The organism is Paenibacillus sp. BIHB 4019, from assembly GCF_002741035.1.
Taxonomy (GTDB): Bacteria; Bacillota; Bacilli; order Paenibacillales; family Paenibacillaceae; genus Pristimantibacillus.
The window spans coordinates 5608746-5625582 of sequence record NZ_CP016808.1; the positions used below are offsets into that span (position 1 = coordinate 5608746).

Below are 16837 nucleotides of genomic sequence, written 5' to 3' on the forward strand. Positions count from 1 at the left end.
AAAAAAGTGGTCAGACTGTAGGTGCCTTTTTTTTGAAATAACAGAGGAAGGCGCCAGCCGTTTCACCTTGAAATATAGGAAAGGATATTCTAACGCAATCCTTTCTCTCTATTTCTCGGACTGAAACGCGCCGCGCCGCCAAAGGAATGCGCGAGCCGTTTCACCTTGATTTTCAAAGTAGTGGTTAAAAATAGGGAAATCAGGAAAACATACACTTTATTCAATCAAGCGCAAAACAAAGGGATGGCGGTGCAAAGTGAAGACATTTCTAGCCTATATACCGGAATACCCCGTCTTCCTTCAGGCGCTGGCCGTGCTTATCGTTCCAGTCATACTCACCGTTCTATTCAACTGGGCGGAGTCGGAAAGGAATTGAGCCATGAATAGGGAAAACAGCATTCAAAGCCGTTTAGAGGCAATAAGAGAACAGCTAATGGAATATGGGGATGTCAGCGAACGGCAATTTGAACTGGGACAGACAGGGATCAAAGCGGCAATTGTGTATTGTTCTGGCTTAACGGATAAGGAGCAAATTGATTTTCATGTGTTAAAAGCGTTAATGTCCTATTCGTTTGATGATCGACCGATATCGAAGGAGCTTATTCAAAATACGCTGCTATCTACAAGCGAAATTATGGAAGTGGAAACGCAGGAAGAGATGTTTTCCAAAGTGCTTACAGGTTTTACAGCCTTAATAATTGATGGGATAAAAGAAATTACATTAATCCATGCGCTGGCGGGCAAAAGCCGCAGCATCGAAGAACCTATTTCAGAGGCATTGGTTCGCGGGCCAAGAGCTGGATTTAATGAAAATATTTCCGACAATATCGCTTTGCTGCGCAAACAGGGTGAAAATAAGGACTTGTGCTTGCTAAAGCTCCAGGTGGGCGAGCGGGCGAAGAAGGATCTGTATATCGGCTATATGAAAGGGATCGCGAATCCTGATCTAGTGGAGGAGGTACGCCGGCGGGTAGCAAAAATCCGCATCGATAACGTACTGGAGTCAGGCTATATAGAGCAGCTAATTGAAGATAACTATTTAAGCCCTTTTCCGCAAATTCAAAACACGGAAAGGCCAGATAGAGTGACAGCAGCTCTAATGGAAGGGAAGGTGGCGATTTTGCTTGATGGTACGCCCTTTGCTCTAATCGCACCTGTAACCTTCAGCATGCTGCTGCAGTCGCCAGAGGATTATTATGAGCGCTGGCTTGCTGGCACGCTGCTAAGGGTTATGCGTTTTTTCGCCGCAATTATGGCCTTGTTTGTTCCGGCTACTTATATTTCCTTCATCTCCTTTCACCCTGGCTTAATTCCAACTAAATTGGTCATTTCCATTATTGCTACGAGAGTAGGCGTACCTTTCTCTTCTCTGGTAGAAGCATTAATGATGGAAATTGCGATTGAAATATTGCGGGAAGCGGGCCTTCGTCTGCCGAAGCCGATTGGTCCGGCGATGGGAATCGTAGGCGGTCTCATTATTGGGGAAGCAGCTGTTCAGGCGGGAATTGTCAGTCCGATTCTCGTCATCGTCGTGGCATTGACCGCGATCTGCTCGTTTTCAATACCGCAATATAGCGCCGGCATTTCTATACGTATGCTGCGCTTTCCCGCGATGTTTTGTGCAGCTGCCTTCGGCATGTATGGCGTTATCTTGTATGCTTTGCTATTAGGTGCCCACATTTCGAGGCTGCAAAGCTTTGGCGTCCCTTATGCCAGCCCGGCAGCTCCATACCGGTTAGGGGAATGGAAGGATTTTCTTATGCGCGCGCCGCTGCGGATGATGAAGCGGAGGCCAAAGCTGCTTTATCCGCAGGATTCTACTAGAAAAAGGTGAGCCAATGAGCGGGAATCAACAGGCTAAAGGCGGCCTTCCCCTGGAAAAACTCACGACCATCCAGGTCGCGGTTATCATTTCTAACTTCATGCTGGGCTCTGGCATTTTATCGCTCCCCCGGGTATCAGCGGAAAAGGTTGGCACGCCGGACGCCTGGATATCGGTCTTTTTGGGCGGGATTGTAGCCATTGCGGCGGGGGTCGTTATGGCGCTTTTATCGCAAGCCTATCCCGGTCAAACCTTTTATGAATACAGTCGAAAAATTATAGGTTCGTGGCTGGGGCATTTGCTAGGACCAGTGATGATTTTATATTTTGCGGCGACTGCTGCTTTTCAAGTGCGTTCTTTAGCCGAGGTTTCCAGCTTTATATTGTTAGAAGGAACACCGCAATGGGCGATCACTTCCGTATTTTTGTGGGTGGGGCTGTATTTGATGCTGGGCGGACTGGGCGCCATTGCCCGGCTGTTTGAGCTGATTTTGCCACTGACGATTTTCATCTACTTACTGGTCACGTTAATGGGGTTTACTATATTTGATTTGGATAATTTGCGTCCGCTATTGGGGCAAGGCATTTGGCCCGTTCTAAAAGGGGTTCAGACGACCTCGCTCGCCTTTACAGGCTTTGAAGTCATTATCCTATTGACAGCCTATATGAAAAATCCCCAAAAAAACATTAAAGCGGTGACCGCAGGCATAGCCATTCCGCTGGTCATTTATATCGTAACTGTTTTTATGGTCATTGGCGCCTTGTCCGTTGATGGCACCTTAACGAAAAACTGGCCTACACTCGATATGGCCAGAAGCTTCGAATTATCCGGATTAATATTCGAACGGTTTGAATTTTTGCTGCTGTTAATATGGATCATGCAAATTTTCTCCAGCTTCACTACCGCCTTTTATTTTTCAGCGTTAGGCATTTCACAGCTTTACAAGCGCAAAATGAAAACCTGTTTGTATGGTCTGCTTCCATTCGTTTATATTTTCGTTGCTGTCCCGAAAAAATTAGACGATGTATTTACGCTTGGGGATTGGATTGGGAAAGTGGCGCTGTATTTGTTTGGGCTCATTCCGATTGTTTTATTGATAGTGACGAAATGGAGGGCGAGCAAGCATGCGAATTAGACATCAAGCCAAGCGCTCGTTCCTTATCGCTTTATGTGCGCTCGTTTTGCCCTTGCAAACGGGCTGCTGGAGCAAGGATGAGATCGAGGATCAAAGCATCTATGTCGGTATGGGCTTGGATCCGGCGAGTGAAACGAAACTGGAAAAAACATTTCGTAAAGAAGGAAGCGACTACCGCAAGCGCAAGCTTCTAACCTATACCCTGCAAATTATTAATGTGCAATCTGAAAGCCAGCATAGCGGCGGACAGGCACCCGTCTCAGCAAGGCCTTATTACAATATTTCTGAAACCGGTGATTCCATGTTTCAGCTCATACGTGAGTTTTCGACGCGAATGGAACGTCCAGTCATTGGCCATCATTTGAAGGTCATTGTCATTAATGAGAAGCTTTCCCGAAAATACAGCATGAATGAGCTGCTTGATTTTTTCCTGCGTGACAATGATATTCGGCCCAGCTGTCTCATTCTAATTAGCAAAGGGAGTGCGCGCGGCACAATGGTAGCGAAAGACAATTCGATTATTCCTTCCTTTCGGCTTACGGGGCTTGTGGATAACCGCTACCGATCCTTGAAAATTTTGGAGCCGATGACATTATCGAAGCTGGAGGGGAAAATATATGGCGAGCAAAGCTATTTGCTGCAAAATGTCATTGCGGCAGATGGGGAGGTCAAATTTTCCGGCGGGGCCGTTATTAAAGGCAAAACGCAAAAATTGCAAGGGCTGCTAACCGAAGAAGAAACGATTGGCTGCGTATGGCTGACTGGAAAGGGCGTGGGAGGCTTGGTTAAAAGCTACCATGAGGACAACCATCAGCCAATTGTCTATGAGGTGAAAAGCATGAAAAGCAAAATTGACGCCAAAGTAGCAGGAGATCAAATTTCCTTCCATGTGAGCATTAAGTCGAAGGGGCGGCTGATCGAAGAATGGTTGAACAATAATGAACCGATTGATCCTGCTTTCAAAAAACAGGCAGAGGCAGGCAGCCAGAAGGAAGTACGGAGACTGACCAATAAGGCTCTGAAGAAGCTGCAGAAGCAATATGGAACAGATGTGCTTGGCTTCGGCAAACAGCTCAGTATTCAGCATCCGCGCAAGTGGGAGAAAATAAAGGACCGTTGGGAAGAGCTGTTTCCTGATATTCCGATTACAGTCAGCATCGATATGGAAATTACCGAATATGGGGCGAAAATTACGCGTTAGTGCCGGTTTAAGCGGCATTTGGCGCCGACTATAGAGCTGAAAAAAACTGCGTGAAATACATATTTCACGCAGTTTCCCTTTACGCGCATTATATTTATCAGCTATGATTAGGAATATATCAAATTTTAGCTGGAAAAATTAGAATTTGAGGAGCTGGAGGTAGCAAGCAGCATGTGGCAGCATGAAATTATCGATACGTATACGCAGGAGCTAGAGCTGTTCTCCATCTGGATGAAAAACAAAGGGATGACGGCGGCGACCCAGCGGGCCTATTTGAGTGACACTCAGCATTTTTTACATATGGTACATCCGAAGGCGCTGGATCAGGTGGGGAAATTGGATATGGTGCGATTTATGTCGGCTTGCCGTGAAAAAGGGGCGGGGGATGAAGCGCGCAACCGCAAGCTATCCTCCTTGCGTTCCTTTTATAAAGCGCTGATCGAGCTTGAGGCTCTCAGCGTTAATCCGGCTGCGCTCATTGCCAAGTCAAAGCAAGAGAAGGGGCGCATTCCTGTCTACCTGGAGGAGGATGAGCTGGAGCAGCTTGTTTCTGCGATTGGCGGAAAATATTACGAGCGAAATCTCGCGATTATGCTGCTCATGTGTTATGCGGGACTGCGGGTAGGCGAGGTTCATCGTCTGGACTTGCAGCATTTTCATTCCGACGGCTCGCTGCATATTCTCGGAAAAGGACGGAAATGGCGGGTCGTTCCGCTGCCGGCACCGCTTCAAGAGGTGCTGCGCCGGGCGATGGAGACGCGAAAGGCGCCGGGGCAATTGAAGGAGCAGGCCATGTTCGTCTCGCAATTCGGCAGGCGGCTGTCCATTCGCATGATTCAGACCGTTGCGGATGAGACGATTGGACTGATGAAGGAAAAGCTGCCAGAGCTTGTGGGCAAAAAAATTTCCAGCCATAAGCTGCGGCATTCCTTTGCTACGCTGCAAATTCGCAGCGGTACGGACATTCGTACGCTGCAGGAGCTTATGGGCCATGCGAGTATAGCGACAACGCAAATTTATACGCATATAGACAATAAACAGCTGCAAAATGCAATGAATAATATTGCGGGCAAAATGAAGGTTGGCAGCAGAAAAGCCTAGCTATTCGGTATAGCAGAATAAGGAAGCGTTGCATCTCTGATGCAGCGTTTTTTTTATGAGAGTGATGTCAATAGAAAGCGAGAAGCACAGAGCCTGTTTTTTCACAAGATAAGTTTACATAATTAAAGTTACGGTAACTTATATGAATATCCTCAAATTTACTTATGAGTAAATAAAAATCAATCTGTTTAATATTTAATAAAAATACTTACATTATTCATAATTTCCTATATAATGAAATCGTTCGACAAAATTAGACGAAAGGAGGTTAATCATGATGGTACTAACATGGATGAAGGAGAGCCGAATGGCAGCAGCTTTTTTCGTATTGCTCCGCTTGTATATTGGGATGAAGTGGCTTTCGGCTGGCTGGGGCAAGCTGACTGGAGAAGGCTTTAGCTCGGCGGGCTTTATGGCGAATGCCGTCGAAAATCCGATCACGGATAAAGCGACGGGCCTGCTTGTTTATCCGGTGTACACGGGGTTTTTGGAGCATTTTGCTTTGCCCAATGCTGGTCTATTTAATCTTATTATTCCCATTGGCGAATTTCTCGTAGGGCTGGGCCTTATATTAGGAGCTTTCACCTCGACGGCCGTTTTATTCGGATTGCTCATGAATTTCATGTTTTTATTAGCGGGCTCTATATCCACGAATCCTTGGATGGTGCTGCTGGGCGGCATTATTCTAATCGGAGGAGCTAATGCTGGCAAGTTCGGGCTGGATCATTACCTGCTGCCCTACATGAAAACGAGGTTTCAACGTATCGCTGGCAAAAGCCGGAACGGCGGAGACAATCCAATTAAGCCGACAGCTGGCTAGAAGGTTATCTCTTCATTTCAGCCAGCTGCCCTGCGCCACTTACATAATAAGCAGCATCAGACTTTAGATTAAAGGTGGCGCAGCGCAATGGCCGAACTGCTGCGTGCTTGCGTTCAAATATACGACACAAATAGACGAAATCAGCCAATCTTTTTTGTATATTGTGAAAAAAATCACATATTAATGTTCTACGATCCCTTATGATAAAGACAGAAACAAACAACACATAAACACATAAGGAGTGAGTGGTCATGTTATACAAATGGCTGAGAGAAAATCGAATTGCAGCAGGTGTGCTTTTACTGCTTAGACTATATGTCGGGTACCACTGGCTGGAATCGGGCTGGGGCAAGCTGACAGGCGGGGGCTTTGATACGGCAGGATTTTTGAATAACGCTGTTCAGAACCCGGTAGCTGACAAGGCGACAGGACTTCCCGTCTACCCGACGTATACCGCATTCATTGAGCATTTCGCACTGCCTAATGCAAAGCTGTTCAATTTTTTAATCCCGCTTGGCGAATTTCTAGTAGGTTTAGGTCTCATCGTTGGTGCACTTACGACAACGGCAGTATTTTTCGGGCTTCTGATGAACTTTATGTTCATGTTCGCTGGAACAATATCGGTTAACCCATGGATGGTGCTGCTCGGTGTTTTCATCATCGTCGGTGGAGCGAATGCTGGCAAATATGGTCTTGACTACTACGTGCTGCCACTGTTGCGCAAATGGTATCAACGTCTTGTTCATCACAAAAATGACGGCGAAAGCACCGGGCTGAAGCCCTCGGCGAGATGACGCTGAGCCCGGGGACAATTAAATAAATGAAGGCTGCATCGTACAAGTCAGTGTTCTCCACGAACCGCTGATGGCTGCGATGCAGCTTTTTTTTGCGTGATAATTACGGATTTTAACAATTTTATTCCTCTTTTGTATGCACAAAGACGTCATATATTGGTATGATGTACAAAACGGGAGGGGGATGAGCCAGATGAGCGCAAATAGCTCCAACGAACGAGGCAGCTTTGCTCGCCCTGCCATTGCACAAGGAGAAGGCATTGCGGCCTTTTTCACCCCAGCTGATTTGGAACGTTTAACCGAGCGGATGAGCATGCACCGTTATGAGTCGGGCAATCATTTATTTTGGGAAGGCGATGCAGCGAGCTACCATTATTTGATTGTTTCAGGAAGAATTAAGCTGACCCGGATGATGGCGGATGGCAAAAGCTTGACGCTTTCTTTTGCCGGGCATGGCGACTTTCTCGGTGAATATGGCGGTGAAGGTGAGCTTTTGCATGGCATGAGCGCAGAGGCCACAGAAGAAGTGGTTGCTGGGCTTATCGCGTCAGACGAATTGGAGCTGCTGCTAAATACTAATGGGAGCATGGCGGTCAGTTTCGCCAAGTGGCTAGGAATCATGCAGCAAATTAGCCAATCAAAGCTGCGTGATTTGACGCAGTTCGGCAAACTCGGGGCGCTCGCTTCGACGCTGATCCGGCTTAGCAATATGTATGGAGTTCTGCGTCCAGAAGGGCTGCATCTCGATATTCGGCTGACTAACAATGAGCTTGCTGAGCTGATTGGAGCGACGCGTGAAAGTGTCAATCGGATGCTCGCCGCGCTTAAGGATGAAGAGGTAATCAAGGTCGTCCGTGGTGAAATTATTATCCTCAAGCTGGATGAGCTTCGTCATCACTGTGAATGTCCGACGGCACCGACCTGTGCGAAGGGTGTTTGCCGTCTGTAAAATAACGCAAGGCAATCGCTAATGGTGGTGCGGGGGGGAAGCGGCTCGCATGCTTCATTAGCGATTTTGTTTTGCCCTTTGATTCTAAAGTTTCAGCCCAAATTGTTTGAGATATATGACAGTAGTTGTCATCTAGCGAACGATATAATGGGAGAGACTAGAAGAAGCAATGAAAAGGGAGCGTGGCTGGTAATGAAACCATTAGCCGGAAAAGTTGCTGTTGTAGCGGGAGCGACAAGAGGAGCAGGCAGAGGAATTGCAATTGGTTTGGGGAAAGCAGGGGCAACCGTCTATTGTACAGGGCGCAGTGTGCGAGGCGGCTTGTCGAATATGAACAGGCAGGAGACCATTGACGAAACGGCGGAGCTCGTTGCTGCAGCTGGGGGTATAGGCATTGCTGTGCGTGTAGACCATACGGTGGAGTCGGAGGTTCGGGCATTGTTCGAGCGGGTTAAAGCTGAGCAGAACGGACAGCTAGACCTGCTTGTGAATGATGTGTGGGGCGGTGATCCATTAACCGAGTGGGGCAAGCCGTTTTGGGAGCATTCGCTGGAGGATGGCCTGCTAATGCAGCAGCGTGCTGTTTTTTCTCATATGATTACCAGTTATTATGGAGCGCCGCTTATGACCGCAAGAAAACAAGGGCTTATTATTGAAATTACGGATGGAGTAGACAACGAGTACCGGGGCAATTTGTATTATAGCTTGGCAAAAACGTCGGTTATCCATTTGGCAAAAGCAATGGCGGAGGATTTGCGCCCTTTTGGAGTAACGGCTGTAGCATTAACGCCAGGTTTTCTCCGTTCGGAAGCGATGCTGGATCATTTTGGCGTGACGAAGGAGAATTGGCGGGATGCAGCCGCGCAGGAGCCGCATTTTCTCATGTCTGAAACACCTGCCTACATTGGCGGAGCGGTTGCAGCGCTCGCAGCTGATCCAGAAGTACATCTCAAAACAGGGAAAGCGCTGAGCACTTGGGGGCTTTCGGAACAATATCGGTTTGACGATGAAGATGGCAGTCGCCCGCATTGGGGAAACTATGCGGCTACTATTGGAACGGATGCAAGCTCGGAAGCGGGCGGCAGAGAAAAGACATAAACGGCAGGAGGGAAATTAACTGCGGGCAGATCGATTGATAGCAATATTGCTGCTGCTGCAAAATCGCGGCAGAATGACGTCGCAGGAGCTTGCGGACAAGCTTGAAGTATCCGGAAGGACGATCCACCGCGACATGGAGGCGTTGAGCGCTACAGGCATTCCTATCGTGGCCGAGCGGGGGACGAATGGCGGCTGGATGCTTGCCGAAGGCTACCGGACGAATTTGACCGGCATGAAGAAGGAAGAGATCCAGTCGCTGCTTCTGTCTTCGCCGACTGGCATTGTCGGAGCTCTCGGAATTAGCGATAACTTTGAAGCTGCTTTTCAGAAGCTGATTGCCGCCTTTCCGTCGAGGTATCAGGAGGAAGCGGAAAAGGTGCGGCAGCGCATTCATATTGACGGCGCGGGCTGGCGGGAAGCAAGCGAGCAGGTTCCGCTGCTCCCGCTTATTCAAGAAGCGATTTGGCTGGAGCGTCAGCTGCTCATTGTATATTCTCGCGGAGCGGAGCAGGCAAAGCGGCTAGTCCAGCCACTTGGGCTCGTAGCTAAAAATAATGCTTGGTACCTTGTGGCGGACACGGAAGGAGGCATGCGCACATATCGCATTTCCCGGCTGCAGGAAGCTGCTATGCAGGAGGAGACGTTCGATCGGCCAGAATGGTTCGACTTAGCCTCCTACTGGCAGCAATCCATTGCGGAGTTCAAGTCTGCGCTGCCGCGTTATCCGGCGAAAATCCGCATGAAGGAAGCAGACTTATCTCGATTTCGCCAGCAATGGTATGTAACGCTTACGAATATAGGCGCTGTTTGCGAGGGGGAGCTTGAGGCGGATGTGCTGTTTAATACGCTGGAATCCGCATGCGAAATTTTGCTGAAATTTGGATCAGCCGTTGAAGCTCTTGAGCCGCCAGAGCTGAGACAGAAGCTGCTTCGAGAGGTAAAGGCAATGGCGAAGCTTTACGCAGATACTCTTGAGGATTATGCTGACAAATAGGCCACTGTAAACAAATGGGCTGCACACTCATATGCTGATCTAAATAAAGATCCTTATTTGTGGAGGCTAATAGATGAATTGGGTTAACCATCAATGGAGAAACACGGTTTTTATGCCAGTATGGGCAACGACCCCACAGCATGCGCTAACGTTAATCAAAGAAGCTGTACAAGGAGAACGAAATGACGAGTTGTTTTATGATGAGCTAATTAGGCTTGCGCCAAATGCCGAGCAGGCAGGGATCATTATGTCCATTCGCAATGATGAGCGCGGGCACAACCAAATGTTTCGGGGGATTTATAGACAACTTACTGGCCAGGAAATTACCGGAGTCAGCAATGAAGCCCATCAGCCGGTGAGCTCCTACCTTGCTGGATTAGAGGAGGCTTTATTAGGGGAACTCGCTGCGGTTGAAAAATACCGCAACATTTGGTTCGGTTTGCCCGTGGGTATATATAAAGACACGGTTTTTGGCATTATTTTAGACGAGATGAAACATGCAAGCAAATACAATTATCTTATTACATTAAATCGAACGAATGGCTAGTTTAGAAAAAAATAAGGCCGGTTGCTCCTGATAGGAGAATGAACCGGCTTTATTTTTTTGCAAGGAGTTCGTTTATTTAGCCCATATTTTTTTAATTCTTGTCTTTCGTACAAACCATAAAACGAGCCCGGCAGCAAGCAACATAACGACCGATATTAGCAAATACCGATGTATCATTTCGGTAACGACGCGCCAATGTTCGCCTATGTAGGTGCCTAAAGTGATGAAAGTAACGGCCCAGAGCATCGCTCCTGGCGCAGCATAAAGGCTGAAGCTTCGAAACGACCATCTGCTGATCCCCGCACTGTAGGCTGTTAAATGACGCACCCCGGGAATAAAATAGCCGATCGTGAGCGCGAATTTCCCAAAACGTTTGAACCAAGCTTGGGTATGGTCTAACCGCTCTTTTGTAATATGAATTTTCCGGCCGTATTTTTCTAAAAATGGATGCCCAAGCTTGTAACCAATGTAATAGCTGATTGTCATGCCAGCAAAACTACCGATTACTGAAACGATAACGGTGGGGATATAATGAAGCCTTCCCTTTGAAATTAAGTATCCCGAAAACGTCATTAAAATCTCATCGGGTACCGGCAAGCCTATAATTCCAAGCACTAACGCACCGAAAATTCCTATATACCCATAGTGAGCAATGAACCATAACAGCTTATGTTGAAACATGAGGTTTCTCCTTTTAAATGGTGGTATAGATAATTAGTTTTTCCTAAAATTATAAATTCATGTTTCTGGCATAATCATGAGGGTGTTCTCTTAAAGAAAAACGAATAAGCGTATTTTGTTTACATAAAAAATAATATGTCGCCTTTTTCAGAATGGCTATTCATGACCCCCTATCATATTCTCTTTTTTCCTGCATATGTTTAGTTTGTTAAGGATAAATTCCAGTCGTATACGGGTGGGGTGTGATGAAAATGAACGCGGATGACATGCAGTGGGTGCGATTGGCTGCCGCTCATTTGCCGATTGGTGCGGAGCTTGCTGAAATTTGTTGCCCGTCGCCACATTACGCAGTTGTAGTGGCAGATTTAAATGGGGACGGTTGCCCCGAGGTAGCAGCGGTGTATCGATTGCATAACGAATATTTTGTTATGATTTTGCAGCATTGTCAGCTTGGCTGGGTTGTAGCCGCTTGTGCGAAAGGAATGGGGTACGGCGTAACAGTGATGACTGCCGCGCCTGTAACCAACTGCTTATGCTGTAATTTAATTATTGGCTGGCAGGTTGGGGCGATATGGTCCACACTGTCTGTGTATGCCTACAGCAATTTCAAGCTTTGTCCCGTGCTGCCGGATGGCATCAACTTCAGCTATTTGGATGTGGAGGATATGCCAGGACCGCACGGAAGGGATGGTCAAGCTGAGCTTGCGCTATGGGCACATGACACGGGGGAAGCTTATGATGTCCACGTCATGCGCTGGTCGAAAGGGATGCTTGTTCCAGCGCCAGATGTGTACCCCTATTACTTCTGTAAAGTTGTCCACTATTATGAACGAATGGTAGCGGAGCATCCAGATTATGGTTTTTATTGGTTCCATCTTGCAGATGCGCAGTTTAAAGCGTGCCAGCTGCAGGCGGCACTAGCCTCTGTCGACAAGGCGCTTAGCTTCCCCCAGCCTTATCCGTCGCTTGAGGTGCTGAAGCAATTAAAGCATGCCATATTGGCTAGCAGCCGAGGGGAGTTGGGCATAGAGGCACCATGGCCAGCAGTAGGTATAACTGCCGATATTGACGGATTTGCTGGCGTTGGAGCTGTAGGCACAATGCTGGAAGCAGCTTCGCCAGTCGGGGTGGACTATAATGTAGAAGCGACATTTGATGCGGAAGATAGGGAAAATGAGCGCAGAGTGGTACTTCTTCCAGCAGCAGTAAAGACGACGAGCGGGACAAAATGGGGCTATATTGATGCAAAAGGCAGCTTCGTCATTGCGCCGCAATTCAGCAGTGCAGATGCTTTTCAGCCGAATGGGCTAGCTGTCGTTCAACTAGGCAACCATAGCGGCCTTATTGACATGTCAGGCGCTTTCCGTATTCGGCCGATTTATGATTTTATCGGCCCGTTCACGGAAGGACGTGCGGTCGTCATTGATAGCGCAGGCTTTAAAATCATTGATGAGCGGGGAAATGTGCTGACGACTAAAGCCTATTCATACATCTCTGCGTTTTCAGATGAACGGGCGATGTTCTACGTCATGAATGAAGCAGACAGCAGCTCCAAATATGGGTATTTGGACCGCAAAGGGACCGAGGTTATTCCGGCACAGTTCGAAAGCGCTGGCGATTTTGCCAAAGGAAAAGCAGTCGTAAAGCTGCATGATCAGGCCTTTGCGTTAATTGATCGAAGTGGACGCAAGCTTGCCGAATATCCGTTTTATGATGTGGGCCAGCTCGGAGAGGGGCTGCTTTCCTATCAGCCGGAGCAAAACGGCAAATACGGGTACATGAATGAGCGCGGCCAATCGGTCATTTATCCGGCGTTTACAGCGGCCATGCCGTTTCAGGATGGACGGGCGATTGTAAATACAGCGGAGGATTTTCGCGCGCTGTACGGCGTCATCGACAAGCGGGGCGGCTATGTTGTGCAGCCGGCCTATAATGATATTCGCCAGCTGGGCGAGCAGCGGCTGGCGCTGGGCAAGGCGAGAAATGCGGATCAGCCGTATCTCGGCTCGCTGTATGCAATTGCCGATCAAGACGGCAAGCTGCTGACGGACTATTTATTCACGGATGTGGCGGATTATAAATATGGGCTGGCTTCCGTAACAGACGGGAAACAGACCTATTTTATAAATACGAAGGGACAGCCTGCTCAAGGGTATCCCCGCCTGTCTGGAAGAGGCGTATTAACGATTATGGATGGCGTTGTGCAGGCGGTAGTCGATAACAGGGAGTCCTATTATACGCGCAGCGGTCGCCTTATTTGGCAAAGCAACACGATCATTCCGCTGCGGGTTCCATTGCGAGTCAAGGAACATAAATATAAGCCGAACGTCGATTATTTAGTGTATTATCCAAGCGTTGAGGGGATGGTCAACCAAGCGGCACAGCAGCAGGTGAACCGCAAGCTGGAGGAGCTGTCGCAGGTCAAGCCGATCCCGGCGAATGTGCAGCTGGAGTATTCGTATGATGGCGATTTTGACGTCACCTGGTTCCATAAAAACCTGCTCGTTTTGCAGTTGAACGGCTACAATTTCCCGTTCGGTGCTGCTCACGGGATGCCGACGATGATTTACAGCCATATCAATGTCATCGACGGGTCGATGTACGAGCTGAGGGATCTGTTTCTGCCAGGCAGCAACTATGTAAAGGTGCTTAGTGATATTGTTGGCGAGCAAATTAAGACAGATCCTCAGTACAGCTATGTGTTCCCGGACACGTATATGGGCATTAAGCCGGATCAGCCTTTTTATGTGACGGAGGATGCGCTGCATCTTTATTTTAACCCGTATGATATTGCTCCGTTTGCTGCCGGGTTCCCGACGTTCCGCATTCCGTATGCCCAAATAAGCTCCATTATTGCAACTGAAGGCGCTTTTTGGCGGTCCTTTCATTGAGAGTAGCGGCTTTTATCGCATAATGGTCGCGCAAGCGGCGAGCATGCTATAATAGCAGGAAGGACTACGGAGCAGAATGGAGCAACGCGCAATGAAGAGGTTTAAAAAGTTTTATGTGGAAATTACGAGCATCTGCAATCTGGCCTGTACCTTCTGTCCCCAGACACAGCGGGCGAAAGGCTTTATCCAGGTCGAGGATTTTGAAAAGCGGCTGGAGCAAATTAAACCGTTTACGGACTATATTTATTTTCATCTCAAAGGCGAGCCGCTGCTGCATCCGAAAATTGACGAGCTGCTGGATCTGAGCCAAAAGCACGGCTTTAAAGTCAATTTGACGTCAAACGGGACGCTGCTTCATAAAGTGAAAGAGAAAATTTTGACAAAGCCGGCGCTGCGCCAAATGAATTTCTCTTTGCATAGCTTTGACGGGCACATTGGCTCGACGAATAAAGAAGGTTATGTTCGAAGCGTATTGGATTTTGCACGTGAGGCAGTTGAGCGGACCAATATGATCATTTCGCTGCGCCTTTGGAATTTGCATACCGACAATGCGACGAATGCGGAGCGCCAGCGCAATCGCGACGTTTTGGCGATGATTGAACAGCAATTTGGTCTGGATTATTTCATTGAGGAGCGGGTTGCGCCCGGTAAAGGACTGAAAATTGCTGATCGTATTTACTTGAATCAGGATCATGAATTTGAATGGCCCGATTTGAAGGCGGAAGAGGATGACGGCAAAGGCTTCTGCTACGGGCTGCGCAATCAGGCAGGCATTTTGGTCGATGGAACGGTCGTTCCATGCTGCCTCGACGGCGAAGGCGTCATTGATTTAGGGAACATTAATGATAAACCGTTCTCGGACATTATTGAGGATGATCGGGCGATTAAGCTGGTCGAAGGTTTCTCCCGCAGGGAAGCGGTCGAGGAGCTATGCCGGAAATGCGGCTATCGCAAGCGCTTCGGAGCTGGGGCATAAGATACGGGTCGAATGCAGCCCAATGCAATACGATGGAGCAAGATTGTGCTTGACACGTCGCATGCAAACGTAAGCGTCATAAACGTCAAACAGAAAAACCGGGATCCTTGATTGAAGGAGTCCGGTTTTTTCGGCGTTCAGCCATAGACTCGGGGAGTATTAAACGAATAAGCAACGTGCTTATAAAATACTTATAAGCAAAAATGAATATCCATGCATTGATGGATATATAGGCCGAAGCGTTTAAGCAAATCATCCGCAACCTGGCGCGGATTTTTGAGGTATCGCAGCTTGGCGATCATGATAAGATTTTCTCGTCCGGTTAAAATTTCGTCCACGGCGGCAAATTGCCCAGTCAGACTGATCGCCTGCCGCACATGGTCGGGTTCTGTTGCAACATCGAATCCATTTACGTAGGCGGTTCCGCTATCTTTTTTGAGCAGCGTGGTGAGAATTTTGACAACGGTTGTTTTGCCCGCCCCGTTGGAGCCGAGCAGGGCGAAAATACTTCCCTTTTCCGCCTCGAAATCTACGCCCTTTAGAACATGCATATTTTCCCCTCCTTATATAACCGTAACTTTAGACAAATCGGCATCCATGCCTTTAAGGGCAGCATAGGTCAGCTTATCCATCATCGCGCCTTCAAAGCAGATGGTTCTAATCGCACGGTAATATTTCTTGGACAAAGAAAAGCCAGAAAGGAACGAAACATTTTTGAGTATCGCGCCTTTAAAAGAAACCTCATTCAGCGCCGACTTGTCAAACTTGACGCCTATGAAGGTCTGCTCATCAAATCGTACCCCTCGCAGATCCGAATATTTGAAGTCCACTCCGTTAAAGGTACATCTATCAAAGATTGTTTTTCTAAGGTCGGTCATCGTTAACTGGACGTCAGTAAGCTTTACATCTATAAATTTTGCTCCGTCCAGACCCGACTTGCTGATGTTGGTGCGTACAAGGATGGACTTGTGGAAGCTTGAATCCTTAAGGTCAATGGCAGAGAGGTTGCAGTCAGTGAGATTGGCATGGTCAAAAATAGCTTCGCCCACATCGCTGCTTGCAAATGTGCTGCCCGTCAAGTCAGCACCCGTAAAGTCGGAGCCACGTAACGCACTTGCGGCGAATTTTCCTTTATGCGCGATAACGCCCGCAAGGTCGCTCTTGGGCAAATAACTCGCACTAAAGTTCGTCACCACTTGCCGTTCCAGCGAGCGGGAGAGGTTAGCGACCTCCAGTATAGTTTGTTCGATGTCGCCGATGCTCTCAATGGTCATATGAAACGCCGTTGCATCATCTTTGCCCTCGGTTTTGAGTTCAGCATATCGCTCCTGCAAATCGGAGTGCAGGTCAGCCTTTAATTCGCTGACGCTTTTTACCCCATCGTATGGCGTAAATACACCGTTCAAATAGTTCGTCAATTTCTGATTCATCTCATCAAATCTCCTTTATAATAAATTTTCTAGCACGCGCTTCGAATACTCCCAATTGCTTATGTTGCGGGCGTAAGTATCCTTGCCCTTGTCGGTAATCCGAAAATACTTGCGCCGTCCTCCCTGAGATTCATCGCCCCAATACCACTCGATATCTCCGTCGGTTTCAAGCCGCCGTACACTGGAGTACATCGTGGCTTCCTTCAATTCATACTCGCCGCCCGAGCGCTCTGCGATCAGTTTGACAATTTCGTACCCATAGCGGTCAGCTTCGGTTAGGAGCCGTAAAATCATCGTATCGGTATGTCCGCGCAGCAGGTCGGATGTTATTTTGCTCTCGCTCATGTAATCACCTCCGCATTTTTATAATACGGCACATTACTATGACTGTCAAGGTA

The 16837-nt window shown here is 48.0% G+C and carries 14 protein-coding genes and 2 pseudogenes; 12 read left to right on the plus strand and 4 right to left on the minus strand.

The genetic code is table 11. The annotated features are described in order from the left end of the window. Positions 1-391: 391 nt before the first annotated feature. The 10 genes and pseudogenes from BBD42_RS24470 to BBD42_RS24515 all read left to right on the plus strand — a co-directional run. Positions 392-1834: pseudogene (locus BBD42_RS24470) on the plus strand (spore germination protein); the annotation flags it as partial. 4 nt (positions 1835-1838) lie between these two features. Next, a complete protein-coding gene (locus tag BBD42_RS24475; protein ID WP_099520271.1) occupies positions 1839-2957 on the plus strand; it encodes a spore germination protein in 1119 nt (372 codons plus the stop codon). Then, a complete protein-coding gene (locus BBD42_RS24480) occupies positions 2947-4158 on the plus strand; it encodes a Ger(x)C family spore germination protein (protein WP_099520272.1) in 1212 nt (403 codons plus the stop codon). Before BBD42_RS24475 ends, BBD42_RS24480 begins: the two co-directional genes overlap by 11 nt. A 171-nt stretch (positions 4159-4329) precedes the next feature. Beyond that, the gene (locus BBD42_RS24485; RefSeq protein ID WP_099520273.1) at positions 4330-5259 is read left to right on the plus strand and encodes a tyrosine-type recombinase/integrase; all 930 of its coding nucleotides are present in this window, start codon (positions 4330-4332) and stop codon (positions 5257-5259) included. 277 nt (positions 5260-5536) lie between these two features. Continuing rightward, the gene (locus BBD42_RS24490) at positions 5537-6079 is read left to right on the plus strand and encodes a DoxX family membrane protein (RefSeq protein ID WP_099520274.1); all 543 of its coding nucleotides are present in this window, start codon (positions 5537-5539) and stop codon (positions 6077-6079) included. A gap of 251 nt (positions 6080-6330) precedes the next feature. Then, entirely contained in the window at positions 6331-6873 is a 543-nt protein-coding gene (locus BBD42_RS24495) for a DoxX family protein (RefSeq protein ID WP_056040574.1), read from the plus strand. A gap of 193 nt (positions 6874-7066) precedes the next feature. Continuing rightward, positions 7067-7822: a Crp/Fnr family transcriptional regulator gene (locus tag BBD42_RS24500; protein ID WP_172455612.1), complete on the plus strand. Its 756-nt coding sequence runs from the start codon at positions 7067-7069 to the stop codon at positions 7820-7822. 192 nt (positions 7823-8014) lie between these two features. Next, positions 8015-8920 carry an SDR family oxidoreductase gene (locus BBD42_RS24505; RefSeq protein WP_099520276.1) on the plus strand — a complete coding sequence of 302 codons (906 nt, stop codon included), beginning with the start codon at positions 8015-8017 and terminating at the stop codon, positions 8918-8920. A 19-nt stretch (positions 8921-8939) separates the two neighbouring features. Then, positions 8940-9914, plus strand: coding sequence for a helix-turn-helix transcriptional regulator (locus BBD42_RS24510; protein ID WP_099520277.1), 975 nt, complete (start codon positions 8940-8942; stop codon positions 9912-9914). A gap of 73 nt (positions 9915-9987) precedes the next feature. Then, entirely contained in the window at positions 9988-10461 is a 474-nt protein-coding gene (locus tag BBD42_RS24515; protein ID WP_099520278.1) for a ferritin-like domain-containing protein, read from the plus strand. A 72-nt stretch (positions 10462-10533) separates the two neighbouring features. Here BBD42_RS24515 and BBD42_RS24520 read toward each other — a convergent pair whose 3' ends face one another. Further along, the gene (locus BBD42_RS24520) at positions 10534-11142 is read right to left on the minus strand and encodes a DedA family protein (RefSeq protein WP_099520279.1); all 609 of its coding nucleotides are present in this window, start codon (positions 11140-11142) and stop codon (positions 10534-10536) included. A gap of 245 nt (positions 11143-11387) precedes the next feature. Between BBD42_RS24520 and BBD42_RS24525 the strand changes: the two genes are divergently transcribed. Beyond that, positions 11388-14033, plus strand: a complete 2646-nt coding sequence (locus tag BBD42_RS24525) for a WG repeat-containing protein (RefSeq protein WP_237163216.1) — start codon at positions 11388-11390, stop codon at positions 14031-14033. 91 nt (positions 14034-14124) lie between these two features. Continuing rightward, entirely contained in the window at positions 14125-15009 is an 885-nt protein-coding gene (locus BBD42_RS24530) for a radical SAM/SPASM domain-containing protein (RefSeq protein WP_099520280.1), read from the plus strand. A 230-nt stretch (positions 15010-15239) separates the two neighbouring features. Here BBD42_RS24530 and BBD42_RS24535 read toward each other — a convergent pair. The 3 genes and pseudogenes from BBD42_RS24535 to BBD42_RS24545 form a co-directional block, all read right to left on the minus strand. Further along, a pseudogene (locus BBD42_RS24535) lies at positions 15240-15560 on the minus strand (ATP-binding cassette domain-containing protein); the annotation flags it as partial. 12 nt (positions 15561-15572) lie between these two features. Continuing rightward, the gene (locus BBD42_RS24540) at positions 15573-16439 is read right to left on the minus strand and encodes a pentapeptide repeat-containing protein (protein ID WP_099520281.1); all 867 of its coding nucleotides are present in this window, start codon (positions 16437-16439) and stop codon (positions 15573-15575) included. Between the two features lie 15 nt (positions 16440-16454). Continuing rightward, the gene (locus BBD42_RS24545; RefSeq protein WP_099520282.1) at positions 16455-16784 is read right to left on the minus strand and encodes a PadR family transcriptional regulator; all 330 of its coding nucleotides are present in this window, start codon (positions 16782-16784) and stop codon (positions 16455-16457) included. Positions 16785-16837: the final 53 nt, after the last annotated feature.

Bases quoted from the DNA above. Each gene is read 5' to 3' on its own strand.
- BBD42_RS24475 (WP_099520271.1), top strand. From the start codon at position 1,839: ATGAGCGGGAATCAACAGGCTAAAGGCGGCCTTCCCCTGGAAAAACTC.
- BBD42_RS24480 (WP_099520272.1), top strand. From the start codon at position 2,947: ATGCGAATTAGACATCAAGCCAAGCGCTCGTTCCTTATCGCTTTATGT.
- BBD42_RS24485 (WP_099520273.1), top strand. From the start codon at position 4,330: ATGTGGCAGCATGAAATTATCGATACGTATACGCAGGAGCTAGAGCTG.
- BBD42_RS24490 (WP_099520274.1), top strand. From the start codon at position 5,537: ATGGTACTAACATGGATGAAGGAGAGCCGAATGGCAGCAGCTTTTTTC.
- BBD42_RS24495 (WP_056040574.1), top strand. From the start codon at position 6,331: ATGTTATACAAATGGCTGAGAGAAAATCGAATTGCAGCAGGTGTGCTT.
- BBD42_RS24500 (WP_172455612.1), top strand. From the start codon at position 7,067: ATGAGCGCAAATAGCTCCAACGAACGAGGCAGCTTTGCTCGCCCTGCC.
- BBD42_RS24505 (WP_099520276.1), top strand. From the start codon at position 8,015: ATGAAACCATTAGCCGGAAAAGTTGCTGTTGTAGCGGGAGCGACAAGA.
- BBD42_RS24515 (WP_099520278.1), top strand. From the start codon at position 9,988: ATGAATTGGGTTAACCATCAATGGAGAAACACGGTTTTTATGCCAGTA.
- BBD42_RS24520 (WP_099520279.1), bottom strand. From the start codon at position 11,142: ATGTTTCAACATAAGCTGTTATGGTTCATTGCTCACTATGGGTATATA.
- BBD42_RS24525 (WP_237163216.1), top strand. From the start codon at position 11,388: ATGAAAATGAACGCGGATGACATGCAGTGGGTGCGATTGGCTGCCGCT.
- BBD42_RS24530 (WP_099520280.1), top strand. From the start codon at position 14,125: ATGAAGAGGTTTAAAAAGTTTTATGTGGAAATTACGAGCATCTGCAAT.
- BBD42_RS24540 (WP_099520281.1), bottom strand. From the start codon at position 16,439: ATGAATCAGAAATTGACGAACTATTTGAACGGTGTATTTACGCCATAC.
- BBD42_RS24545 (WP_099520282.1), bottom strand. From the start codon at position 16,784: ATGAGCGAGAGCAAAATAACATCCGACCTGCTGCGCGGACATACCGAT.